The sequence below is a fragment of the Mesoplasma sp. JKS002658 genome (genome assembly GCF_023566355.1).
Classification (GTDB): domain Bacteria; phylum Bacillota_I; class Bacilli_A; order Mycoplasmatales; family Mycoplasmataceae; genus Edwardiiplasma; species Edwardiiplasma whartonense.
The window spans coordinates 278,277-303,843 of the sequence record NZ_JAKNSW010000001.1 but is presented as its reverse complement, the minus strand read 5'-3'; the positions used below and the strand labels follow the sequence as shown (position 1 = coordinate 303,843).

The 25,567-nt window shown below is 31.9% G+C and carries 23 protein-coding genes; 3 read left to right on the top strand and 20 right to left on the bottom strand.

Features of this window, described 5'->3' with window-relative positions:
* Positions 1-17: 17 nt before the first annotated feature.
* From LD125_RS01455 to LD125_RS01420, 8 genes are all read right to left on the bottom strand, one after another.
* Positions 18-806: a hypothetical protein gene (locus LD125_RS01455; RefSeq protein ID WP_250137439.1), complete on the bottom strand. Its 789-nt coding sequence runs from the start codon at positions 804-806 to the stop codon at positions 18-20.
* A 75-nt stretch (positions 807-881) separates the two neighbouring features.
* Positions 882-3,566, bottom strand: a complete 2,685-nt coding sequence (gene parC / locus LD125_RS01450; RefSeq protein WP_445641293.1) for a DNA topoisomerase IV subunit A — start codon at positions 3,564-3,566, stop codon at positions 882-884.
* Between the two features lie 42 nt (positions 3,567-3,608).
* Positions 3,609-4,529: a hypothetical protein gene (locus tag LD125_RS01445; RefSeq protein WP_250137441.1), complete on the bottom strand. Its 921-nt coding sequence runs from the start codon at positions 4,527-4,529 to the stop codon at positions 3,609-3,611.
* A gap of 28 nt (positions 4,530-4,557) precedes the next feature.
* Complete coding sequence (gene parE, locus LD125_RS01440; protein ID WP_250136984.1) at positions 4,558-6,495, bottom strand: DNA topoisomerase IV subunit B; 1,938 nt, start codon at positions 6,493-6,495, stop codon at positions 4,558-4,560.
* A gap of 22 nt (positions 6,496-6,517) precedes the next feature.
* The gene (locus LD125_RS01435) at positions 6,518-7,048 is read right to left on the bottom strand and encodes a hypothetical protein (RefSeq protein ID WP_250137442.1); all 531 of its coding nucleotides are present in this window, start codon (positions 7,046-7,048) and stop codon (positions 6,518-6,520) included.
* Positions 7,049-7,181: 133 nt separating this feature from the next.
* The gene (locus LD125_RS01430; protein ID WP_250137443.1) at positions 7,182-7,718 is read right to left on the bottom strand and encodes a ferritin-like domain-containing protein; all 537 of its coding nucleotides are present in this window, start codon (positions 7,716-7,718) and stop codon (positions 7,182-7,184) included.
* A gap of 16 nt (positions 7,719-7,734) precedes the next feature.
* Positions 7,735-9,585 (bottom strand): ATP-binding protein, encoded by a 1,851-nt coding sequence (locus tag LD125_RS03895; RefSeq protein ID WP_250137444.1) that lies wholly within the window; start codon positions 9,583-9,585, stop codon positions 7,735-7,737.
* A complete protein-coding gene (locus LD125_RS01420; protein WP_250137445.1) occupies positions 9,575-10,660 on the bottom strand; it encodes a DNA cytosine methyltransferase in 1,086 nt (361 codons plus the stop codon). The genes LD125_RS03895 and LD125_RS01420 overlap by 11 nt, the downstream gene beginning before the upstream one ends.
* 143 nt (positions 10,661-10,803) lie before the next feature.
* On the opposite strand from LD125_RS01420, the gene LD125_RS01415 reads away from it, so the two are divergent.
* Positions 10,804-11,826 (top strand): DNA cytosine methyltransferase, encoded by a 1,023-nt coding sequence (locus LD125_RS01415; RefSeq protein ID WP_250137446.1) that lies wholly within the window; start codon positions 10,804-10,806, stop codon positions 11,824-11,826.
* Positions 11,807-12,556, top strand: coding sequence for an Eco47II family restriction endonuclease (locus LD125_RS01410; protein WP_250137447.1), 750 nt, complete (start codon positions 11,807-11,809; stop codon positions 12,554-12,556). The genes LD125_RS01415 and LD125_RS01410 overlap by 20 nt, the downstream gene beginning before the upstream one ends.
* Before the next feature lie 74 nt (positions 12,557-12,630).
* Here LD125_RS01410 and udk read toward each other — a convergent pair whose 3' ends face one another.
* From udk to dhaK, 5 genes are all read right to left on the bottom strand, one after another.
* Positions 12,631-13,281 carry a uridine kinase gene (udk, locus tag LD125_RS01405; RefSeq protein WP_250137448.1) on the bottom strand — a complete coding sequence of 217 codons (651 nt, stop codon included), beginning with the start codon at positions 13,279-13,281 and terminating at the stop codon, positions 12,631-12,633.
* A 214-nt stretch (positions 13,282-13,495) separates the two neighbouring features.
* Positions 13,496-16,600, bottom strand: a complete 3,105-nt coding sequence (locus LD125_RS03890; RefSeq protein ID WP_250137449.1) for a DEAD/DEAH box helicase family protein — start codon at positions 16,598-16,600, stop codon at positions 13,496-13,498.
* 155 nt (positions 16,601-16,755) lie between these two features.
* On the bottom strand, positions 16,756-17,151 hold the full coding sequence (gene dhaM, locus LD125_RS01395) for a dihydroxyacetone kinase phosphoryl donor subunit DhaM (protein WP_250136736.1): 396 nt from the start codon (positions 17,149-17,151) through the stop codon (positions 16,756-16,758).
* Positions 17,144-17,761: a dihydroxyacetone kinase subunit DhaL gene (gene dhaL / locus LD125_RS01390; protein WP_250136735.1), complete on the bottom strand. Its 618-nt coding sequence runs from the start codon at positions 17,759-17,761 to the stop codon at positions 17,144-17,146. The genes dhaM and dhaL overlap by 8 nt, the downstream gene beginning before the upstream one ends.
* A 2-nt stretch (positions 17,762-17,763) precedes the next feature.
* A complete protein-coding gene (gene dhaK, locus LD125_RS01385) occupies positions 17,764-18,762 on the bottom strand; it encodes a dihydroxyacetone kinase subunit DhaK (protein WP_250136734.1) in 999 nt (332 codons plus the stop codon).
* Between the two features lie 538 nt (positions 18,763-19,300).
* Between dhaK and LD125_RS01380 the strand changes: the two genes are divergently transcribed.
* Positions 19,301-20,035 (top strand): hypothetical protein, encoded by a 735-nt coding sequence (locus LD125_RS01380; RefSeq protein WP_250136733.1) that lies wholly within the window; start codon positions 19,301-19,303, stop codon positions 20,033-20,035.
* On the opposite strand, the gene LD125_RS01375 is transcribed toward LD125_RS01380, so the two are convergent.
* The 7 genes from LD125_RS01375 to rdgB are packed head-to-tail and all read right to left on the bottom strand — an operon-like array spanning position 20,036 to position 25,502.
* On the bottom strand, positions 20,036-20,959 hold the full coding sequence (locus LD125_RS01375) for a J domain-containing protein (protein ID WP_250137450.1): 924 nt from the start codon (positions 20,957-20,959) through the stop codon (positions 20,036-20,038).
* Positions 20,960-21,015: 56 nt separating this feature from the next.
* Entirely contained in the window at positions 21,016-21,642 is a 627-nt protein-coding gene (locus tag LD125_RS01370) for a deoxynucleoside kinase (protein WP_250136731.1), read from the bottom strand.
* Between the two features lie 39 nt (positions 21,643-21,681).
* On the bottom strand, positions 21,682-22,371 hold the full coding sequence (gene mtnN, locus LD125_RS01365) for a 5'-methylthioadenosine/S-adenosylhomocysteine nucleosidase (protein ID WP_250137451.1): 690 nt from the start codon (positions 22,369-22,371) through the stop codon (positions 21,682-21,684).
* A complete protein-coding gene (locus LD125_RS03885) occupies positions 22,372-23,490 on the bottom strand; it encodes a nicotinate-nucleotide adenylyltransferase (RefSeq protein WP_250137452.1) in 1,119 nt (372 codons plus the stop codon).
* A complete protein-coding gene (locus LD125_RS01355) occupies positions 23,477-24,337 on the bottom strand; it encodes a Cof-type HAD-IIB family hydrolase (RefSeq protein ID WP_250136967.1) in 861 nt (286 codons plus the stop codon). The genes LD125_RS03885 and LD125_RS01355 overlap by 14 nt, the downstream gene beginning before the upstream one ends.
* A 14-nt stretch (positions 24,338-24,351) precedes the next feature.
* Positions 24,352-24,888 carry a tRNA (cytidine(34)-2'-O)-methyltransferase gene (locus LD125_RS01350; RefSeq protein WP_250136727.1) on the bottom strand — a complete coding sequence of 179 codons (537 nt, stop codon included), beginning with the start codon at positions 24,886-24,888 and terminating at the stop codon, positions 24,352-24,354.
* Positions 24,889-24,893: 5 nt separating this feature from the next.
* Positions 24,894-25,502, bottom strand: coding sequence for an RdgB/HAM1 family non-canonical purine NTP pyrophosphatase (gene rdgB, locus LD125_RS01345; RefSeq protein WP_250137453.1), 609 nt, complete (start codon positions 25,500-25,502; stop codon positions 24,894-24,896).
* Between the last annotated feature and the right edge of the window lie 65 nt (positions 25,503-25,567).

Here is a 25,567-nt window from a genome sequence, read left to right as displayed (position 1 = left end):
AGAAGTGATTTTTATAGTTATTTAATTGGAGTGCTATTTTGGTTAAAACCACCAATCGTAATCGTTTGATCGTCATCAATTTCTGATAAAACTGGACTTGGTTCAATTGGTGATGAACTAGGAACACTTGATTCTTGTTGTACCACTGGTTTAACCTTAGTAGTTTGATTATTTAACTTCGGATTAGTAGTTGAAGTTGCAGAAGTTGATGCAGAATCACCTAATGATTGAGGATTATTTTCTTTATTGGTTCTGGTTTTGTTAAACATTTTAACAGTTCAGAAGTTGAAATTGAAGAATCCACGCGTAATTCCAGCTAAGGCAATCAATCACCCAATAACCAAAACAACCACGATTCCCGCAATCGCCCCACCATTAACCTTATAAGTAGCTAATCCATCAAAACTCTGAAAATCTCGAATGAATAAACCGATTCCAGCCAACATCAAGACTCCTGCTAGAACTGTTAAAACCATTGGAATAATTCCCAATCATTTGGTTAATTTCGGACTTGGACTTCAAAACATCATCGCAAAAGGAACAATGATTGTAATTCAAGCAATCACAATTCCTGCAACCGTTGCTCCATAAGTAGGGTTATGATCAGTTAAATTACCAATCGGAATTAATAAAGAAACAGGAGCTCCTAAAACTGTTGTTGAATTTTTTACCCCGAACCCCATGCTAACAAAAGCAATTAAAGATAAAGCACCAAATAAAAGAATTCCAATAATTGGATAAAACATCTTTCAATCAACTTTATGCTTTTTTGTTTTTACTTTTTTTTCTACAGTAGTATCTTTCATTTTTTATCTACTCCTTTTTTCCTTATCTTTTTTTATCTTTCTTTATTATAAAGGTTTTCTGGTTAAGTAACTAATTTAAACCTTATTATCGTCTTCATCAGCTAATAAATCATCAAAATTCAACTGAGTTTCATCAACATTATTCTTTGTGGTTAATCCAAAATCAAAGTCATCAAGAAGAGAAGAACCTAAGCTATTAACTTTTTTTTCGATATCTTCTTGCAATTGTGAATCAACTTTTTGTTTTGTCTCAAGGGTTACTTTTTTAGTTTTTTTAACCTTAGCAGTTTTTGGTTCTACCAGAATTGAAGAAGTTTGTTCCTCAACATATTCTTCACTTCCTAAAACCTTAGTGTGTGGATCAATCATTTCACGAGCAATCACATAAGCATCAACAACTTGCTTAATTGGCAATTTGGTAGCTGTTGCTCCTAATTGTCCGACTTTGGTTGCTTTAATTGGTAAAGCCTTAATGTCATCATCAGCGTTTAATAAAACAAGTTCATCATCTAAATTAACATTAAAGACCTTACTGATTACTTCTGGTTTGCTCTTCAAAGGAGTAAACAACTTAACCCCTTTCTTGGGACGAACATAAAGGGGGAGTTGGTCTTGACTTAGACGTTGGTAGCTATCTTGTTGAGTTAAGAATAAAACTTGTTCTTGTGGAGTTAAAGGGACTACACCGCTAATTAAATCATCTTTACTAGAAGCTTTTACTCCCTTAGAATTCAATCCTTGAATCGGGATATCTTCTAAACTATACCGTACTCCATAACCAGTTTTGCTCACTACTCCCACATATTTAGTTTCAGATGCGATTAAATTAGCACTAACTACTTCATCACCCTGAGCTAGTTTCATAATTCTAAAACCTTTGTTAAAACTTTTAGTTTCTAAATCACTCAGAACCACTCGTTTAGTTAACCCTTGTTTGGTTCCTAATAATAACTGTCCTTGACTGGAAGCAAAATCATGCAAACAAAAAGCAGTTAAAACCACTTCCTCACCACCCATAGAAGCAAACTCATTAATATGAATTCCGTTATCTTTTCATTTACTAAACCCGACTTTAAACAAGGGAATTGAATAGTAATTTCCTTGGTTCGACACCGCAATCAACTGGTCCATGTTAGAAACTTCTTGGTGATAAATTCACGCATCACCAGGTTTGCGACCAAAAGTTTCAATTTCATTTTTACCATAAACATCATTACTAATTGCTTTTAAATAACCATCCCTAGAAAGGTAGAGGTGCAAAGTTTTTTCCACAATGGTATCTTTAATTTCAACTTCTAAGTTTTCGACTTCTTTTTCAATCACCGAACGACGAGGACGACCATATGAGGCTTTAACTTGATTTAAATCATCAATAATTGCTTGGTTTAACGCTAAATCATCTTTTAATAAAGTTTTATATTCTTTAATTAAACCCTTTAATTCTTTTTGCTCTTGTTCTAGTTTAACAACATCAGTTGAAGTTAGCCGATAAAGTTGCATATCTACAATTGCTTGAGCTTGGGCCTGACTAAAGTCATAACTTTGGATTAAGTTTGTCATGGCATTACCACGGTTATCACTAGCGCGAATGGTTTTAATTACTGCATCTAAATTTCCCATTGCTTTGATCAAACCTTCGACAATTTCTAAACGCTCAAGCGCTTTGTTAAGGTTATACTTAGTTTTCTTTTGATAAACATCGACATAATGATTAACATAAGAATCTAAGATTTCTAATAATCCCACTTGACGAGGTTGTTTATTAATAATCACCACGTTGTTATAGTTATAAGAGATTGAAAGGTTAGTTTGTTTAAATAAAACTTTTCTTACGACTTCTAGATTAGCTTTTGCACTTAAATAAATCGCAATTCGAATGGCGTGTTCTCTTCCTGATTCATCTATCACTTCTTTGATTTCCAACCCAGGATTTTCATCAGCCACCAGACCAATATCTTTAACTAAATCTTGTTTAATTACTTCATAAGGAATTTCATCAATAATTAACGCGTGTTTTTCTTCGTGTCATTTTGAGTTTAAGATAACTTTTCCCCGACCCTTATGAAAGGCATTCTTGACCCCATCAACACCCTGAATAATTCCTCCCGTAGGAAAATCAGGACCCTTTAAAAATTTCATCGCTTCTTTTAAAGTTAACTCCGGGTTTTTGATATAAGCAATTGTTACATCAACCACTTCATTAAGATTATGAGGGGGCATGTTTGTGGCATATCCTGCAGCAATTCCAGTCGATCCATTAACCAAAATATTTGGAAAATAAGCTGGTAGTACGGTTGGTTCTTTTAACTTATCATCATAGTTTGGAGCAAATTCAACTGTATCTTTATCTAAATCACTTAATAATAACTCAGAAATTTTTTGCAGTTTTGCTTCAGTATAACGGTATGCTGCAGCACTATCCCCATCAATTGAACCGTTATTTCCCTGCATTCTTACTAACGGAACACCCATCTTTCAATCCTGAGACATTCGCACCATCGCTTCATAAATCGAACTATCACCATGGGGATGATATTTACCCATCACATCTCCAACAATCCGAGCTGATTTAAGAGTTGGTTTATTATAAAAGATTTTCAACTCACTCATCCCATACAAGATCCGACGTTGCACAGGTTTTAAACCATCACGTACATCAGGTAAAGCCCGGTCTTGGATAATATATTTAGCATAACGACCAAAACGATCTTCCATTAAATCATCAATTGGAAAAGAAATAATTTCGTTGTTTTTTGTTAAATCAGAGTTTTGTTTAGCCATTTAGTAGCCTTTCTTAAATAGTTATTTTCCAGAATTGGATTTTGGTTGGTTAAATCAAATGGTGGTTAGAACCTGTAGTAATGATCCTAAATCTAAAACTTGATTCAAGATTTTTCCACCATCAGTCAACGATCATTGTTTAGAGAATAATTTACTGGTGTAAACTACTGGTTCTTGAAGACTTTCAGCCTTTCGATAAAAATCCAAAGTTGTAATCAAGAGTTTTGTTGTTTTACTATAAGTAATCAAACCTTCATAAAGCGTTGCTAAACTATTACGAGTTCAGTTGAAGTTTAATTTCAATAACTGTTGTTCATTTAATAATACTTTTATTTTAGAACTTTTTTGTGCAGAAGAGAGGTCAAGATGAAATTTTGGTGAACCTTCAAAAAAATTAATCCGGAAAATTGCATCTTTGATTGTTTTAATTTCAACCACAATCTTTTGTTCTATTGAAGTTTTAGTTTCTTGTTCTAAGGGTTGGACCAATTCTTTAATATCGACTGTTTGATAACCTGCTAATAAATTAAAAAAATCTAAGTGAGCTAAACTAATTAATTGTTGTACAGTTCGTTTTCTGAACAACTTTTTGTTATTAACGTTTCACTTCTCACTCTTGGTATCAAGAAGATATAACTTTTCTTGAGTATTATAAGTAATTACTTTATCAAGAATAATTTTTAATAAAGTTTGTTGACGATTAGCAACTTGAAAAAATCAGGTTGTACTTGCTTCATCTTCAACTAATATTTCAACTTTATTAATGATTGTTTTAGCGCCATCCATTCGGGAAGAAACTACTTCGATCAAGATTCTTTCATCATTACTAACACTAATCAAATAATGATTAGGAACAAACCCGAGAAACTGTTTTAATTCATCAGCTTGATGATTTAACTCCTCAATAACATCGCTTATTTGATTGTTTAACACTTTTTTCATTTTTTTGCCTTCTCTCTTGTTAACTATTTTATAAGATAATGCCAGCTTCTTCATCTTCAAGTGTAAACTTAATGTTTTCTTGAATTCACTCTTTTCTTTTTTCGACATTATCACCCATTAAAACTTTAAACGCGCGGTCAGCAGCATGACCATCTTCTAAATCAACCTGAATTAACTTCCGTGAACTTGGGTCCATTGTAGTTTCTCACAACTGGGTATCATCCATTTCTCCTAACCCTTTAAACCGTTTTAATTCATAGCGTTTATTTTGATTAGCCTGGACAAATTTTTCTAAATCACTTTCATCTCACAAATAAATTGACTTCTGGTCACTAAAAATAATTTGGTATAAAGGAGGTAGAGCAATATAAACCTGGTGTTCTTCAATCAATTCTCTCATGTAACGATAAAAGAAAGTTAATAATAAGGTTTGAATGTGCGCTCCATCAGTATCAGCATCAGTCATAATAATAATCTTTTGATAATTACTATCTTCTAAATCAAATTCACTACCAACCCCAGCGCCAATTGCACTAATGATGGTATTGATTTCTTCGTTTTTCAATAAATCTGTAAGTTTTGCTTTTTCAGAGTTAATTACCTTTCCTTTTAAAGGTAGGATTGCCTGAATCTTCGAATCTCTTCCCTTACGAGCACTTCCTGCAGCAGAATCTCCTTCGACTAAGAATAATTCGTTTTTAGTTTTATCTTTACCAGAAGCTGCCATTAGTTTTCCAAGCATTGCTTTGGTTTTGTTTTTTCCTTTCGCGTTCCGAATTGCTTGACGTGCTTTCCGTGCTTCTTCGCGAGCTTTCCGTGCTAATAAAGCTTTTTCAATAATCGTCGTCGCTAACTCTTTGTTTTCTTTTAGTCAAAAAGTAAAATTCTGATTCATGATTGTTTCAGTAGCGGCTCTTGCTTCACTAGTTCCTAACTTACCTTTAGTTTGACCCTCATATTGAATTAATTCTTCAGGGACTTTGACACTAACAATTGCAGTTAAACCTTCTTTTAAATCATTACTATCCAAGCGAGCATCTTTTTCTTTCAATAAACCAATTTCTAACGCATAGTTATTGATTGCTTTATTCAATCCAGTTTTGAATCCAGTTAAATGCGTCCCACCATCAACTGTCTTAACGTTGTTCGCAAATCCTAAAACATTTTCTTTATAGTCTTCAGTGTAACTTAAAGCGATTTCCACATCAATCCCTTTTTCATTACCTTGAAGTTGCACCACAGGAGTTATCGGGGTGTGGTTATGAATTAGTTCTTTAACAAATTCAGCTAACCCGTTAGTGAATTTATAATCAACTTGTTTTACTTCACCATTTAATTGAGTTAAGTGAATTTCTAAACCAGAAGAAAGAAAAGCCGATTCTTTCAAACGTTCACTAATGGTTGAAAAATGGAATTTGGTTGATGAAAAGATAGTTGGATCTGGTAAGAAATTAATTGTGGTTCCAGTTTTTTTAGTCGTTCCTACTTTAGTTAAGGGTTTGGCAAGTTTACCACCATTTTTAAACTTAATTTCGTTGATTTCTCCTTCACGATAAATCGTGACATCAAAACGCGTTGACAAAGCATTAACTACACTTGAACCAACCCCGTGTAATCCTCCAGAGGTTTTATAACCTCCACCACCAAACTTTCCTCCAGCATGGAGTACAGAAAAAATCACTTCAGGAGTGGACTTTTTTAACTTCTTGTTCATTCCAATTGGGACACCCCGACCATTGTCTTCAACAGTAATTGAACCATCTTTTTCCATTGTGACGTTAATCTTAGTCGCAAATCCTGCCATCACTTCATCAATTGAGTTATCGACAATTTCTCAAACCAAGTGGTGTAATCCGCGAGTATCAGTTGATCCAATATACATTCCAGGACGTTTACGAACTGCTTCTAATCCTTCTAAAACTTCAATCGAATCATCATTATAAGCGGTAGTATTTTTCTCAGCCATTAATAAACTCCTGTCTTTTTTATTATCCTTGGTCGTAAATGTTTTCTAAAATTCATGCTTGGGTATCAAGAAAATCTTGACGTAACTCCACACTTAGAAAGGGTGACTTTTTATCTTGATATAAAAACTTAACCACAACTTCTAAGAGATCATCAAGAACCATTTCATAAGCAAACCCTACGTTGGTGAAATTAGCTTGTTGAATTTCATATAAGTTTATACCTTGCTGATTATCATTACTACTAATTTCTTTTAAAGAATTAATTGGTTTAATTTGAACTGGTTTCTCTAAAATGTGATCTAAATAACTTAACAAATACTTCGTTCAAAACCACGAAGCGTCAGGATTATTAGCATCCTGAAGATTACCTTGTAAATAACTTTTAAACTCTTGAGAATCAAAATCAACACCTTTAAAAACAATAAAATAAAGTTTATCTTTAATTTTACTTACCAAGAATAAACCATACAAAGTTTGTCCATCATCATACAAGTAAAAATTCTTAATAATCGGGTTATGGTTATTATCAATTTTTGTGTAGTTTAATTTCATAATTTTACCTCGTTCTAATCATACCGTAGTTAGTCCTTTTCAAAAAAGAAAAAAATAATTTAAATAATAAAAAAGACCTTATTAGTAAGGTCTTTTAAAAGAACACGGTCATATCTTTAGACAGAACATTGTATTAATCTGCCAAAAAGATTTTCATTGGGTGAATCACATTTTCAGGATCAATCTCGGCACGCTTATTCATTCTTCGGTCTAATCCAGCTAAAACATCACCATTCATCTTTACTCGGTCAAGAATGTCATTGTTTTCATCAATTTCAGTTCAATAATCTTTAATAAATCAAGTATAGAATTCACCAGTTAAATAATCATGGCGATCAACTGCTTTTCTCTTAAAATCTAAAGCAAGGTCTAAAGTTTCTTGGCGCATCTTAATATAGTATTCTAAAGCTTCTTTTGGATGAGCAATAGTAAATTTTTCAAATACTGGTGAAACTAACTGGTAATCTTCAGCTCCTAAACTTCCTTGTAAGTAATTAATAATTCGACGTTGGTGCATAAATTCATCAACAGATTGAACTTGATAAAATCAAGCAAAACCAGGAAAACCGTTTTTATTTAATTCTTTAGAAAGTTGCATGCAACGCAATTGAGTTGAAAGGTGTAAGTTTAAGAAGTCAGTAACTTCTTTGATAGTATCTTTATTAATCATTGTCTTTATCTCCTAATTAATTTATTTTTTTCAATATTTGGTCTTTTATTTGTTCAAGCGTTTTTGACTGAACTCCGACATTTTCTGAAATAGTTTCTATTCTATTGCTTATTTTGTTTAACTCTAGTTCATCAATAGTTATCTTAAAATCATCACTCATGTCAAAATTATAAAAAATTTTATCATTATCCAAGGGTTTATTCGGATTTCCTGGATCTTTTCCGTTTCACTTTAAATTAAAAATTGATGAATTGGATTGAGTTATTCAGCCCGCTCCAACCTCGCTTATTGCTCCTCAACTTCCTTTCATATTTTCACTATAAACATATATGACATGCATCTTTTTATTTACGACACTATTAACAAAAAAGGTTCGTAGATAATTATAAATATTTTCATCTTCAGGAATTCTTGATAAAACATCATCACAATTTGAATATAATATATCTTTGGGATCTATATTATTATCAACCAGAACATCATAAACAAAATCGCAAAACTTTTTATCCTTTCCGGAGTGACTAATCATAATCTTCTTTGTTATTGACTTTTCATTGTCTTTTAATTCTAATAATGTTCTAATTTCTTCTTTGGTTTTTTGTTTTTTTGAAGAATCAACGAAATCATCACTTTTATATTTTTCAATCTTTTCGAAAATTTCATTAATTTTTTTATTGTTCTTTTCAGATTTTTTGGCATCATCCGCACTATTCAATTTTGCTCTTTTTGAAAGAATTTTATCAACTTCTGGTTTAATCAAATTAATAAATTCTTTTCATCTAGGATCAGAGGTGGAATATCCTTCTCTATTCGATGACGCCATGTCATTAAGAGAGCTATCTTCAAATATATCAACCTCAAGTATTCCTAACAAATACGATTCTAGGGTTCGATTTTTTGTAATCTTTGGACGCAAGTCAAACAATCCAACCTTTTTATTTGAAACAATTGATATATAACTTTTTGAAAAATCTTCAATATCAGTTTTATTTTTCTTTGTAATTGTTTTTAATGCACCTAATCAACCTTTTATTTCTACTTCTTTTTTCGCCTTTAAACCTTTATTGTTATTAATCTCAATTTCTTTCTTGAGTGAGGGAATTGATTCAAATTTCTTTTCTTTTGACAATTCTTGATTCTTTATTTTTTTAAGAATTAATTCAATTTTATCTTCGGAATATCCATAAAATTTTACAAAAGCCAAGTCATCAAAAACGGAATAGTCAAACGAATCTAAAATTTCATTTTGTTCCTCTTTTTCGTCAATACAACAAATATGTAATTTAAAATCATCACTAAAAAAAGGAAATAATTTAGAAATATTAGTCTTATAAGTTTTAGCTTTTTTAGGAATAGATGATTTTACATTATTTATTTCTATTTTTGTGCCGTGTCCATTTTTGTTAATTTCTTTTCTAAAATTTATCTCATCGTCTTCTAGAACACTAAAAAAATCATCTTTTTGAATATTCAACGTAAAAATAAAGCCATTAGTTATATAGTCTTTTATTGATTCAACGTACATTGATTCAGATAAGGTTAAAGCAGATAATTTACCTATACCTTTTCTACCCATCTTCTTCCTATTTTTACTGGTAAAAACGTTCATATCATCTTCTCTTGAAGTTAATGCTATATCTAAATACTTATCATTAATATCATCATATGACATTCCGATTCCATCATCTTCAATTGTTATATTATTTTTTTTATGATCAATTGTTAAATAAACATTTTCTGCATCCGCATCATATGAATTTGCTATTAATTCTCCAATTATTGAATATACATTGGTATATAACAATGGACCCAGATATTTCAACACCTTAGGTTCAATTTGCATCTTAAACTTTTTATTATCATTCATTCTTTTTCACCATTTTCAAATTGTCCAATATCATTTCTCCTAAAACCTTAGCATAAATCGGAGGAACAGCATTACCTATTTGTCTAGCTATAACTGTAGTTCCGAGAGAAGAATCAAATTCATAATCAACAGGGAAAGTTTGGAGCAAGGCTCCCTCCCTAAGAGAAATTGCTCTGTCTTGCTCATAATGACCATATCTTCCTGTTCCATATCTATTAAACTGAGTTGTCAAAGTAGGAGATACATCATGTTTCTTCATTCTTCCATATACAGAACTATATGTACTGCCTGATTCTCTTTTGTAGCAATCTGGCAGAATATCCTTAGGTCAATCTCTTCAAGTACCACCTTCCCTTGAATTTTTGATTCTTTTCAAATTCAAATCACTTAATTTTGAAGATTGATGTAAAAAATCAGTCTTATTGATTTCTCCATTATTTATTTTAGGTAGATAACCTATGGTATCAAAAACGGTCTTTTTATTGAGGTTCTTAATCTTTTTATGTACAACAAAATCTCTAAAATTTTTTACAGTTTTTTTATTAACAGCTAAAAATAAAAGACGCATTCTGCGTTGAGGAGCTCCATAATCAGCCATATTAACTACTTTATAATCAACATGGAAGTTATTTTCGCGAAAATATTCAACGAACTGATTTAAAAATACATCATCCTTTATTAATAAACGCACATTTTCCATAACAACAAAATCTGGTTCCACTATCTTAACAACTCTTAAATATTCCTCAATTAAACCATAGGATTTATGATTTGATCTACTTTTGAAATCCTTGTTTTTTTGATAAGAAGAATAGGGTTGACACGGTGCACAACCGGCAATTAATTTATAATCGTCTTGTTTTAAGTCGCTAAAATATTTTTTGAAATCCTGTTCCCCCAATTTCTTTATGTCTCCACAAACAAAGTCAGGAAAACCATTATTTTTTTGGGAAAACGATTTTCTGCAAGTTTCATCTATATCAAAACCTGCTCTTATTTCAATGTTAGATTGAACTAAACCATTAGTTAAGCCACCTATTCCACAAAACAAATCAATCCCCACCACTTTTGTCACGAAACTTTTTTCTCCTTTTACTAATATAAATTGCAGTCTCATTAAAGAAATCAAAATTGAGATAATCTTTTTTTCCTATTATAATATAAATCAAATGTGATTTCGTAATTTGAGATTATTTTTGAAAGGATGTGATAACACAAATGAAGAAATATAACGTTTTAGAGTTGTGTGCTGGAGCAGGTGGCCTTGCTCTAGGTATTGAAAAAGCCGGTTTTAAAACTAAATATGTCGTAGATAATGACAAAGATTCAATCAAAACTTTAAAGATGAATAATTCAAAATGAATTGTCATAAATTACGATATTAGTAAATTGGCAAATGATGGAATAAAAAATATAATTTCCGTAGATGATATTGATTTAATATCAGGAGGTTTTCCTTGCCAACCATTTAGTTACGCGGGGAAAAAAATGGGTTTTAAAGATGAGCGAGGAAATTTGTTTTTTTCATTTGCTAAAATAATAAATTCAGTAAAACCAAAAGCTATTCTTTTTGAAAACGTAAAAGGTTTATTAACCAACGACAGTGGAAAAACTTTTAAAAAAATAAAAAAAACTTTAGAAAAAAGTGGCTATGTAATATACCATAAAGTGTTAAACGCTTGAGATTATTCTGTAGCTCAAAAAAGACAACGACTTTTTATAGTAGGGATAAGAAAAGATTTGAATATAAACAAATTTTCTTTTCCAGAACCATCAAAAAAGAAAAAAGTTCTTAAGGATGTTCTTAAGGATGTTCCGAATTCTCCTTTTACGCCGTATTCGGATAAAAAAAAGAAAATTTTGGAAATGATCCCACCCGGAGGATGCTGAAAAAATCTTCCAGATGACATAGCTAGAGAATATATGAAGGGAAGCTATGCATTGGGAGGAGGGAAGACAGGAATTGCTAGAAGAATATCATGAAATGAACCTTCCTTAACGTTAACAACCTCGCCATCTCAAATGCAAACAGAAAGATGTCATCCAGAAGAAACTCGACCTTTCACAATTAGAGAGTCTGCACGAATACAAAGCTTTCCAGATTATTGAAATTTTTATGGAAGCATCTCAAGTCAATACAAGCAAATCGGAAATGCAGTCCCAGTTGAATTAGCAAAGAGAGTTGCTATAAGTATCAAAAATTATTTAGAGGGAGTAGAAAATGAACGAGAAATTATTTAAGTTTATTTCAAAAGAAAGTTTAAGAAAATATGTAAAAACTGAATTAAAAAACTATAAAGAGGCTTATTCAAGCATAACATTAGAAGATTTCAAAAAAACTCCGACTGATCCATTTAAGTTTTTATTTGATAGTTATTTACTTGAAAATAAGCAAGACGAATTAATTACTGATGAAATATTAAGAAGACATGGAAAGAAAACCGAGAGCAAAATCGGATATTTTCATCAGTATATATTTGAATACACAAACTATAAAAAATGAAACGTGCCAAAGAAAGGGTGGGATCTAGTAAACGAAGAAGAACATATATATGTAGAAATCAAAAATAAATTTAATACAATGAATTCTAGTTCTCAATTGTCAACGTTTGAAAAAATGGAGAAAAAAATTAAAGATGACAGTAAAGCCACATGTTACTTATTACAAATAATGGCAAAAGGTAGTAAAAATGATATTTGAAAAATTAGTAATAAGGAATGCCATGAAAATATAAGATTAATTTCAATTGATAAGTTTTTAGAATTGATAACCAGAGAGAGCAAAATGTTCTATTATTTATGTCAAGGAATTAAGGAAATAGTTTCAGAAGAAACTTTTATTTCAACTAATAATATGAAAACAAGTATAGATTTATCAGAACAAATAAAATCTCAAGCTAATGAAGAAAAAAAGCCTTTAATTGATATAATCTTTGAATATGCCTTTGAAGATTATGAAGGTTTCAAATAAAAAATATCAATCAACTATAGACCATTATTTAACACAATTAAAAAACTCTTTGTAATTAGCAAAGAGTTTTTTAATTAATTACTTTCCTCAACTAAGGACGCAATTTTAGTAGCCACAATATCTACTGCAACATCATTTCCTTCATAATAAGGAACAATCAAGTCAGCAAAATCAATACTTGGTTCAACAAAGAATTGGTGCATTGGTCGTACAACATTTAGATATTGTTCAATCACACTATCCAAAGTTCTTCCTCGTTCTTTAACATCCCGTTCCAAACGTCGAATAAAACGCACATCATCAGCAGTTTTAATGAAAAGTTTGATGTCACCCAAATCTCTGATTGATTCAATATGTAAAGCGAGGATACCATCTAAAATAATGACATCGGCCGCTTTCATTGTCTTACTCTTTTTATCTCTTACGTGTTCTTTGAAATCATATTGAGGAACTTCAATTGTTTCGCGGTTTTTCAATGCCATTAAATGTTGTTCAAGTAATTCAACATCAAGTGCATTGGGATGATCAAAGTTAACTTTGTCTCTCTCATCACTATCCATGTGTGATAAATCATTATAGTAATTATCCATTGATAAATATTCAACAGACTTATCTTTTAAAATCTGTTGAGAAATCTTGGTAGCTACTGTAGTTTTTCCAGATCCTGATCCACCAGCAATAATAATAATTGTTACTGGTTTTTTTGTATTTTGTGTCTTCTCCATGTCAATACCTCAATAGTTTAGTATAGTGTTTTTAACGAACTTATACAAGATAAACAATTTATGATTTATTTTTAAAACAATAAAATAATTAATTATAATAATCGTGTAAAAGATAAAACTTGATAAATTCTTTAACTTGGTGAAAATAGTATTGTTAAAATATTAAGTTTGCTCTCTTTAACAATATTAATTGACTCATATTTAGCGATAAAAATTATCTGTTAGAAATTTTTAAAACATATCTTATAGTTTGACTATTAATTTCATCATTTTCTTTTGAAACAATTTGTTCATTTCTACCTAAAAGTCTAAATACCTTGATGTGTCTATCGCCATTGAAACCCTGATATTTGTCCCACAAGGATTCATTCGCATAGATAAATCAGACTTTATTATTTATAGTGTCTTCAAATTCTTTAGCTCTGTTAGTTAAAGAATTATCAGATTTCAATCATTGTCCTGCGGGTGAAAATCAAACAAGTTCCTTGGTTAAGTGATTGAATTCATTTTTATAACCATTTCGTCGATCACTATAAGCAGAACAAAGAGCAACATGCCTGTTTTTATCAATACCGTTAATAAAACCTCTAGTAACCTTTCCACCTTTTCAATTAATCATTTCATCATATTTTTTATAAAGAACTTTGGTAATTGTCAAGGCTTGTCGTTTGGTAAAAGTTGAATCAACATAATCTTCAGTCTCATTAGAAATCTTTGTTTCAATTAAATCCTCATTTGATAATTTAAATTTTAGTATATATTCCAATTCTCTCAAAAATGAATTAAATTCTCTTTTCTTTAAGACTTCTCAAATATCAATGGCATTGTTTCTTTTTAAACAATCTTCGTATTCTTTTAAACCTGCAAACAGCGAAACAGACACCAAACCATTGACAATTAAATAATCAGAGGATTTTCTTTCTTGAATCATCATTTGCAGTTCACGAATCAAAGCTGAATTATTTAAAATAGTAAAATCAGCATAAATATCACTAATCTTACGAAACCCATTTAATTTTGTTATTTTGTTCTCTTTTAATCAGGTAAGGTTATTTTCGGCATAAAACTGATAAACATGGTCAAAGTTATTAAGAACAAACTCTTCATAATTTTCATAACTAATTACATTATTCTCTCAATAACTTTCTAATAACTGAGCAATTCGGTTAAGATAACTTCTTTGAGTCATTTTAGCAACTTTGTCTTTGAAAAAATTCTTTGATGCTTTTTCAAAGTGAAATAAACTATCTCCTGCCACATAACCACTAATTTTGTCAAAGTTAACCTTTAAGTCTTTAACTTGTTTGTTATTTAAATCTTTACTCATTAAAGGTTCTAAAAAAATAAAAGGGTTGTAATTCTTATTAACTTCAGCATCAATGTTGTTAATAAAGTCAAATACTTCCAAACGTTTGCCGGGAAATTTTCTTAACCCCCTTCCCAATTGTTGTAAATAAACAATCAATGAACTTGTTGGGCGCAACAAAAATAAACGATCAACATTCGGAATATCAACCCCTTCATTAAAAATATCAACCACACAAAGATAGTTAATTGCTTTATGCTTAAAGTTTTCAATAATCGCCTTTCGAGCTTCTTTATTAGTTTCACCAAACAAGACAGCAACCCGTTCATTTTTCTGTGATAAGTAATTAGCAACACTATTAGCATGGTTAATATCGACGCAAAAGATTAAGACACTTACATCATGACGATTTAATCCGATATACTTCACCAGGTTTTCATAAACAAATTCATTCCGTTTCAAACTACTTAGCCGTTGGGATAACAACTTAGTTTGAGTAGTAATATCGACTTGATGTAAATCAACACTATCATCTTTAATAAAGTAGTAATCAAAGTTACTTAGTAAATTTCGGTTTAAAGCCGTGGCTAAATCCAACTGGTAGGCATACTCACCATCAAAGAAATAATCTTTGACATCAAAACCTTCAGTTCGTTTTGGTGTTGCAGTTAAACCAATAATTTGACTTGAAACTGCTTTTAAGGTTTCATAAACTTGTTTATAAGTTGAGGCTTGAATGTGGTGTGCTTCATCATAGACAACCAAATCAAAAGGTTTATCTTTAACTAGTTCTAAATGACGCGATAGGGTTTGAATCGTGGCAAAAATCTGATCATCACTTGGAGAAATGCTTGACCCATCATAAAAATCTACTCCAAACTGGTGATCTTTCAAAACACTTTGAAAGGTTCTACGAGCTTGACTCAAGATTTCTTGTTGGTGAGAAATATATAACAGTTTTGGTTTTCTCCCCATTTGACTAAATAATTGTTTATAAAAGAAAGCAACTAAAGCAGTTTTACCAGTTCCTGTTGCCATCACGATTAAATGTTTATTCTTTCCAATCTCAATTCTTTGGTTCAAAACATCCAAAATCTCTTGTTGATAAGCAAAAGGTTTAATAATTTGGGTAATAAGATCATTAGTAGTATTCTTGGTTGGGTGGTTTAACCTTAATTCTGTAGCATTTTGTTCTTGAACTAATAAGAACATTTCCTTGTTAATAATTAATTCATTAATAATCTTATGATCACTAAAGTCAACAAAACCAGGATCATTTCAAAGGAGGAAAAAATTCTCTTCTAAAGTTTTAATCAACGATGGTTCCCGAAATTCAGAAATCTTTAAGTTATACTCTTTCCCTGTGACCACACCAGTATAAGTTAAATTACTTGAACCAATAAAAGCAGTTGAAAAACTATGATTACGTTTAAAGAAATAATTCTTGATGTGTAACCTTTCTTGACTTGATGAAGTGAGGTTTTCAATCCTGATTGCCACTCTTGAAGGATAATCTTGGTATAACCTTTGTAATCCGCGTAACTCTAAATGTGAAGAATTACCATCATAAGTAGTAGTGATAATTTTTAGACTAATTGCTGCATCATTTTCTAACAAACTCCGCAGTTTGTTCACTGTTGGTTGAGAAATGAAGGGACTAATTAAATAAATCTCATCAGCAGTTTGGGCATTCTGGTGTAAATGATGATACAGCCTGCTTGTAATCAGTTCGTTCATACTCAAGTTTTTACTCAACTCAGGAATCACAGTAGTATTTTGGTGTTTGTTAACGACCACTTCTGCATTAAACTGATAATTAAAACGCTTGTTTAAATAGTCTAACTTTTCAGCTAAACTATTGAAGGTGATTTGGTCAAACTCTGCTCTTAGCTGACTACTAAACTGGTTGATAATCCATTCGTTGTCGACATCAACTACATCTACTTTCGTACTTTGTTTATTTTCTTCTTTACGTGTTAAATTATTTAACAGTTCTAAATAATCTTTGCCCATTAACCTATTTCTCTCTTGTTTTTACCCTATTTTGTTAACAAATTTTACAGACAATTAACAAGATAGCAAGTAAACGATTTGAAATAATCAAGAACTTGGTTAAAAAGAAAAAAACATTGCTCTTTTGCAATGTTTTTTCAATATTAGACAGTTATTTAAAACTTCTTTTGGTTCAAAGTACTTTGGGCAACCATTAACAATTCATCAACACTCATTTGGGGTTGATTGGCAACAACACTTGCCAAGATTGCTTCAAAAAATGGAGCGTTAGCAATTTTTACCCTCTTAGCTAACGATTCATCTAACATTGTTAACACCATTTGACTATTCATAATTGAAGAACCCATATCAGCAATGATTAACACCCCATCACCTTCATCGATTGCTTTGATTTTGTTTTTAATTGCTAAAACATCAGTACCAAAAGCTTGGTGGTCTTCAATTCCGCCTAAATAATCAAATTTAAACGGTTCACTTTTCATCTCACCAAGTAATTCCACCACACTTTTAGCCACGTGATAAGAATGTGAAATTACCAGGATACTAACCATTATTCATAACCAGACTAATTGTGGCAAAAATCAAACTAATTGTGACACTTCCTGGATCAATATGACCGATGCTACGGGCTCCTAAATAAGAAGCTCTTCCCTTTTTAGCTTCTAAATCAACAGTATCATCACTACCCTTTTTAGCTGCAGCAGCAGCTTGCGCAAAAGCTGTGGCTTCATCATCATTTGCTTGTAAAGCTATCAAAGCTGGAGCAAGAGCATCAAGAAGAGTTTTATCACCCTCTTGAGCTTTAGCAAGCGTTTTTATTGCTTCAATCCCTTGTGCTACACCAGTAACTCAAGCACTTAAAGGGGTGTTGTCTTCATCAGGGAGTGCATGACTAATTTGTAACGCTAAAGTACCTAATAACGGTCCGCTTGAACCCCCAATTTTACTCATTAAAGTCATTGCGACTTGTTTCATAATTTTTTTGGGAGTTTGCCCAGAAAGTTGAGGGATAATCGCTTTGACTTCATCAAAACCCCGTACAACATTAGTGCCGTGATCTCCATCCCCAATTGCTTGATCCAAATCATTTAAGTAATCTTTTTGTTCGTTCACTACTTGATCGATTTTTTCTAAAATTACAATTAATTGTTCACCATTCATTCTTAAAACACCTTCATTCCAATTGTATTTGCCCCAGCTAGCAAGAGTGGTTGAGTTTCATCATCAAGTTTAACCACTGAAATACTCATTCCAGGCATATCAATTGAAGTTAAATAATTACCAACCCAAGTTTTAACTACTTCAACTTCGAGATCTTTTAACATCATAATTGCTTTTCTAGCAATGATGTCTAATTCCATTTCTGGAGTTGCTCCTAACCCGTTGATTAGTAATCCGACCTTGCTATTAGCAGTTAGTTTTAAACTATCAATAATTTTTTCCATAATCATTGCAGTGAATTCATCAGCAGTTTTCATAGGTTCTTGACGTAATCCTGGTTCACCATGAATTCCTAATCCCACTTCAGCAATCCCATCACTTAATTCAAAGCCGCGTTTGTGGTTAGCAGGAACTGTTGCTCCGTTTAGACCAATTCCAAAAGTTGCCACATTAGCAACTACTTTTTGAGCAGTTGCTTTCACCTCTGCTAAACTAGCTCCACTCATAGCTTTTGCCCCACTAATCTTATGAACAAAAATCGTTCCTGCCAGTCCGCGCTTACCAGCTCCAACTGAACTTAAATCATTTAAAGCGATATCTTCATCAACAATCACAGTTTCAACCTTGATGTCTTCTGTTGCAGCCATTTGGGCAGCCATTTCAAAATTCATCACATCCCCAGTGTAGTTTTTAACAATTAACAACACCCCATTTTTGTTAGGAACATTTTGAATTGCTGCTAGGATTTGATCAGGAGTGGGGGAGGTAAACACTGGTCCAGCAATTGCAGCATCTAACATTCCTTTGCCCACATACCCAGCGTGAGCTGGCTCATGGCCACTACCCCCACCACTAATTAAACTAACTTTATTTTCATCAAACTCACTGCGAACAACGACTTCATAATCTGGCAGTCTTTTGAGAATTTCAGGAAAAGCCAAGGTCAAACCTTCTAACATTTCTGGGACAATATCATCAACTTTATTAATAAATTTCTTCATAAATCAAACTTTTTCTACTCTCTTCTTAATAATTCTAATTCTAACTGAAATTAGCCACTTACAACAGAAGTTTTTCTTATCAAGGCAAAAAAGGCAGACTTAGAAAAACCAAGTCTGCCTTTTAGGGTACAAATTTAACATAAATTAAATTCATATTCAGCAATTATATGAAATACACGTTGTTATATGGGATTGTTTTTAGTTATTAGTTAATTATTTCATTCATTGCCAAGTTCAAGAAAAGATCTCTACTTCCTCTTCTCAAACATCGTTGTGGTGTTAATCATTTCTAATTAACACTTATATTTTATGGAGTTTTGTTTACAAATACAACGAATTAAATAAAAAACCGCTATTTTCTACAACTTTTAACAAAATGTGATTAAAATTAAGCGATTAAGTTCGAAGTTTCACCTCATTAATTAGGTTTGTTTTAGGGATTATTTGCAAACAAAACGCACTTTTTGGTTCGAATTTTTCTTTGAAACAAAACCACTTAACGATATAATCAAGTCATTAGCGGCAGGAGGGAATGATGATGAAAGACCCCAAAATTCTTAATGACTTTTATGAAAAGTTTAAAACTTTTGAAACCCTTGATACTTCAAAAAACATTAATCCTGAAAACACTAACTTTGAATTCTTTACTTGAATCGACCAATTAAAAGAACAACTTTATGAAAACAATTTTGAATTAGCACAAACCTTAATTAGTCAAATCAAAGGAACACCTTACTTAGAATTTGAGTATTCTTGAAACTATCTCCAATCAAAGTTAAAAAAGCACCAAAACCACATGAATTTTGCAAACCAGGTCAACGCCACTCAACCTGCTTATTATGATCTCCAAACGATGTTTACTTTCGTTTTTTCCTTGCTTAACCGGTTAACAATGCTTCATTATATTGAAAGTAATATTGACTATTTTTATAACCTAATTGAAGAAGAATTAGAAAAAGATGAAACCGCAAACATTTCTAAAATCATCAGAAACAAGTTAAAACGCGTAACCTTCAACAATTGAAGATATAACCCGTTCATTACTCAATATGAAAATTCTTTTTTATGAAGTGAGTTTTTAAAAGAAGCCCGAAACATCGATGAACACTACGGAGTTTTATTCAAGATTGAAGATCCTAAAGCCTTTGAAAACACCACTTTTAACTTCTTCACTGAAATCATTCTTTCAGTTTATCTCTTCTTATTCTATTTAAAAGTTTATCTTGCAGAATATGCCAGTCACAAAAATAAAGGAAGTTTCTTCATTAAGTAACTATTGCTGATAAAACTGCTTTAAAAAGTTGTATGCAGTCGTGATTAAATAAATCGCTGCTTGACGTTCGGGATCTTCAGGATTTAAATCAGGGTGAAAGTTTTTCGCTAACTGGTGATAAGCTTTTTTAATTTCAGCCACACTAGCTCCTGGAGCTAAATCTAACACCATCAAAGCATCTTCAACATTATCAATTACAATTTGGTTAAAATCGTGGGGTGAAACATTGGTCGCAAAATCAGCAAATGCGTTTTTATTAAAAGCGTTTTTTTTGCGCATTTTAACAACATCCATTGGTCACTTCGCATAGAGTTGTTTTAAATAACCCTTCAAAATTCGGGTTGCTTTAAAAGTTAAATCGTTGAAAAATTCAAAAGTTTCATCATCTAAAAGTTCCATTAAAAACCCGGGATCATCATCATAATTTGCCAACGACTGGTAAATTGAAAGAATTTTACTTAGATAAATTGGCAAACGAAGACAAAGTAATTCTAAATAATCTTGATAATAAGCAATAAAAAGGTTTTGATAGTCAATTTCAATTAACTGATTATCCCCACTAAGATTATTTTTCGCATTAAACAAAGTTTCTTGACCATTTTCAAAAATAAATAAAAAGTGATCGTTAAGCTTTTCTAATTCCTGGTTGGCAAATAAATCTGCCACCTCTTCACAAGCTAACTTTTCAAGATAACTTAAGGTATTAAAAAAATCACTACCAGTTAAACTAGTAATCTGTTCTTCAAAACCATAATCTTTCACCAGAAAAGTTCGCTTGGTTGCCAAAAATGCTTCTGCTAAACTCATTGACAACTCATCACCAAGAATTTCATGATAACTTGTTTTGGTTGCCTGATCATATTTTTTAGCATTTTCTTGACTTAATTGAACAATTATTTGGTCGGCTAATTTTTTAATTTTCATGTCTCAATTTTCCCCTCTTAACAGGAAAAAACAATAAATCACTTTGACAAAATGATTTATTGTTTTTGCTGTTGTTTAATCGTTTCAACCACTTGTTGAGCTAAAACCTTACTATCATTATTATTACCATTAATTACTAAAAATGGTACACAATCCTTTAATTTTTCATATCATTTATCATAAGTTTGGTTCAGAATGTTTCAAAACATCGGATCAACATTCTGTTCACTTTCAATTCCCCGAGCACGAATCCGCTCAATTGACACCTGACTATCAACTTTTAAATAAATCACCAAATCATAAGCGGGATCTTGATGATTAAACAAGGAAGGAATTGTTGCAATTTGGAAATAGTCACTATAGACTTGTCAATCTCGAGCATCAAGTTTTTCTAACTGGTAGTTAGTATCAGCAAAAATAATTGTATCCATAACTCCCCGATCAAAAAGGACATCCTTTTGGTCAGAAGATTGTTTTAACTGCTTCATTCTCGCAGCAAGCATCCAAATCTCCATTTTATAAGTAATTGCACGAATATCTTTATTATTACTATAAAGCTGGGAAAAATAAGGATTTTTTTCTAGAGGCTCTCAAAAAGTAACATAGTTAGGAAGAAAGGAATGGATATTTTCTATTAAAGTAGTCTTCCCAGCTCCAACCGTCCCAAAAATTGCAACTCGCATTATTAACCCCCATAACAATAATTTAATTCTAACAAAAAGTTAACTGATATTTAAAAAGTTTCTCAGCATCAAACTTAACCTCATCGCAGCTTTTGGCAGAAACTCGTGAAACTGCTGACTATTCTCCTTGGTTTTTTCCAAAACGTCACTAATAATTTTAAGTGCGATCATTGGGTGATTGAAATGATCGGCTACTTGATAAAAACTCGCACATTCCATATCAACAACAACGATCGGTTCAGCTAATTTATCAAGATACTGACAAACTTGTTGTGGTTGCACAAAAAAAATATCACTTGTTGCTCCATTGCCTAAAACTATGCTTTCATCCAAAATTAAAGTTTGAACTTGTTTGATTAAAGTTTGAGCAGCAGAGTAATACTTCTTCATTGAAGGAATTTGACCATAATCATAACCAAAAGAAGTAGCATCAGCAGTAGCATAATAGGCATGATTAACTAAAACAACATCATTTTGGTTTAGCGTTAAATTAACCCCACAAGCAGTGCCAGCATTAATGATTCATTCAATTTTCTGGTCTTGATACTTCGTTAGTAGGTAAGTTAATCCTCATGATGCATTACTAATCCCTACCCCAGTTCAAGCAATCGTTAAGTCTAAATCAGGTTGATAAAACTCCGGAATTAAAGAACCTTCAACTCGTTGTGCTTCAAGGTCAATCACAAACTGGTTTAATTCTTCTTCCATCGCTCCAATCACAATCTTCATCTAATTCTTTCCCTCTTTAATATAATATTGATAAGTTTTAGCCAATCTCTCCCCAACTTCATGGTTTTGGTTTTTGTTCACTACCTGATCATATTGGTTTTTTAACAAAGTTTTAAAACCTTGGTTTAAATCCTTGAAACACAACTCGCGAAACTCTTTTACACCATCATAATTCCGTTCACTTGAAATTTTATCAGCACAAAAAACAATTTTATCTAAAAGACTCATGTTTTGTTTACCCACTGTGTGGTTAAAGACTGCTTGGATAATCTCTTCATCACCCATAATTCAATCGTGTTTTAAGTGTAATCCTCCAACAAAACTATGTCATACTTGTGAGGGTTCAGTTAGTAAATCTGGAGCTCACTTGGCTAAATATTGCTGGAGTTTTGGTTTTTCTCACTGCTTGGCAACATCATGCAAAGTTCCTGCAATTAAGGCTTTTTTAGCATCCAAATGGTGGTGAGTTGCTAAATCGTGCGCCATTTGCCCCACATTTAAACAATGCAAGTAACGATTGTTATCCATTTGCGCTTCTAAACGTTCAGAAAGGTATAACAGATGGTAATTAGTATAATCATTAATTGCTGGAACTTGTAAATCCAGGTGTTTTAAATTACGAATATCAGTCGAACTTAAACCTAAACGGTTGAAATTAAAAACCTCTAAGTGGTATTTATCAACGACTTCGTGGTTATAATCATCACTTCTTAAAAAAACCTTAAACTTAATCATTTGGATCAATTCATCAAACTGGTCTCAAGATTCAAACCGATCTAACTGGTCACTACCCATAATAAAAGCAAATTCCACATCTTGATCATCGTACAAGTCTAAAAAATATTTAACTGTATGATAAGTGTAACTAGCGTGGGGTTGATCAATTTCGTGAGTGTTAATTTTTAAAAAATCATAATCTTTTATTAAAAGGTTCAACATTGCTAAACGATCAGAATTGCTACTATTTTGTTGAGATTTAAACGGATTTAGATAAGTAGGAATTAATCAAACTTCTTCAAATCCTAAATCAGAATAACAAGCTTTAGCGATGTTTAAATGATCGGTGTGAACTGGATCAAAACTTCCTCCAAACAGAGCAATTTTTTTAGTCGTACTCATGTTTGATAATTCTTTCTAATTGTTCACCAACCCCGTTTTCATCAACTGATTTAATAACTTTATAAGCTAAATCTTTTAAAGCTTGGACCCCATTATCAACCACATAACCGTGTTCAACTAACTTAATCATTTCTAAATCATTATAATTATCACCAAAACAAACCACTTGTTGAGGATCGGTATTAATTAATTCTGCTCACTTCTTCAAACCAAACTCCTTATTAATTCCTTTTTTTAAGGCATCAAAAAGCATGGCATCAGATTGAACATAGTTAATTTCATCTTGATAGCTATCAAAGATTGCTTGCATGGCCTTGCGTTCTTCATCATTTTCTACAACACAGACCAACTCTAAGGGTTTAATACTTTCATCAGCAATCGCGTCTGCGATTGCATCAAGATCAGGAAAAATGGTAATTTCAAACTTATGTGAAGGTTTTTGCTTTTGATTATAAGCATTTCACGCTTTAATGCGGTTAGAATCAGCAGTACCAACAATTGCAGTGGGAGTATAACAAATCAAATCCAAATCAAAATTATCCGCCTCACGGAAAATCGTTACACAAGTACGTTTATCGAGATATTCAGCAGCCAAGACCTCACCCTTATGATCAGTAATTAACGCCCCATTACAAGAAACAATCGGAAGTTTAATCTTTAATTGTTCAATCACCGCTTTATTTACCACCATATTTCGACCAGTAATGAAACTAAACTTGTTACCACTAGCTTTTTGATATGAAGCAATATCAGTTAAAGTTGTTTTTAAAAAACTAAAATCCATAAGCGAAATCGTCCCATCAAGATCACTTAGCACGTAGGGTAAATTATTTTTATCGTTTGCCATTTTTATCACCTCCTTTATTGTTCTTTGACTCATTTTCGAGAATTAATATAGTCCGATCCTCGTTGAGTTTCACTTTGACAAAGATTTAAATAGTCTCATTGTCGCAAGACTTCACTACTAGCAATTCCAACACAATTGGCTAAATTGATACTTCGAGCAGCTTCAACCATTGGAATTCGAAACATCGTTTCTTGATAGGCATAAAGGATTTCTTTATCAATCCCAGTCGATTCCTTACCAAATAGTAAATAAACTTCGTCGTTTATCGTAGTGAAATCAAAACTTGACAAGGGTTTATTCCCATAACGTGTTAAACAATAAAGCGAAACGCAAGGATGCTTAGTAATAAAGTCGTCCCAATTATCATAACGAAAAAGTTGTACCTTTTTATACTCATTAGCACTACTTCGCGCCATATTGTGTTCATTGAGAATAAAACCCAAGGGTTCAATAACATGAAGATTCATGTCAAAAGCAACACAAGTACGCATAATTGCCGCGGTATTTTGCGCAATCTCTGGTTCAAATAAAACAATGTTAATTTTGCGCATTCTGCTTAATTATCCTTACTTTCTAATCACTGCATTAATTTTGTTAAGGCTTGGCTTCGTGATGATAAACTATTTTTTTCTATTCCGATTTGAGCAAGAGTTAAATCAGAATCATTCAAAGCAAAGACCTGATCATAACCAAATCCATCAACACCCTGAGGTTGGTAAGTAATATAACCTTCTAATTCACCTTCAAAAGTTTGTTCATTCTTGGTAATTGGATCATAATAAACCAAGCAACTAACCATCCTACTTTGGCGTTGGGCCTTAGTTTTCAACCCTTTATCATCAATTAATCTTAGTAATTTAACATTAATTTCTGTATCAAGAGTTAAAGGTAACGCTCATCTTCGTGAATAAACTCCAGGAAAACCATCAAGTCCATCAACAAGAAGACCACTATCATCACCAATTGAAGGTTGATTAATCATTAAAGCTAAAGCTTTAGCTTTAATGAGCGCATTTTCACAAAAAGTCGTGCCATTCTCTTCAATTACTAAGGAATTTGGTAAATCTAATAAGGACTTAACTTCATAACCACCTAACATCTTTTTAAATTCTTGAATTTTATGAAGATTAGTTGTCGCAATTCAAATTTGTGGTTCACCCATCATCAAAGTCCTTTGTAAAAATTGAGTTAATATTATTTTATACTTTATTTATTTTAATAGGAAAGGTT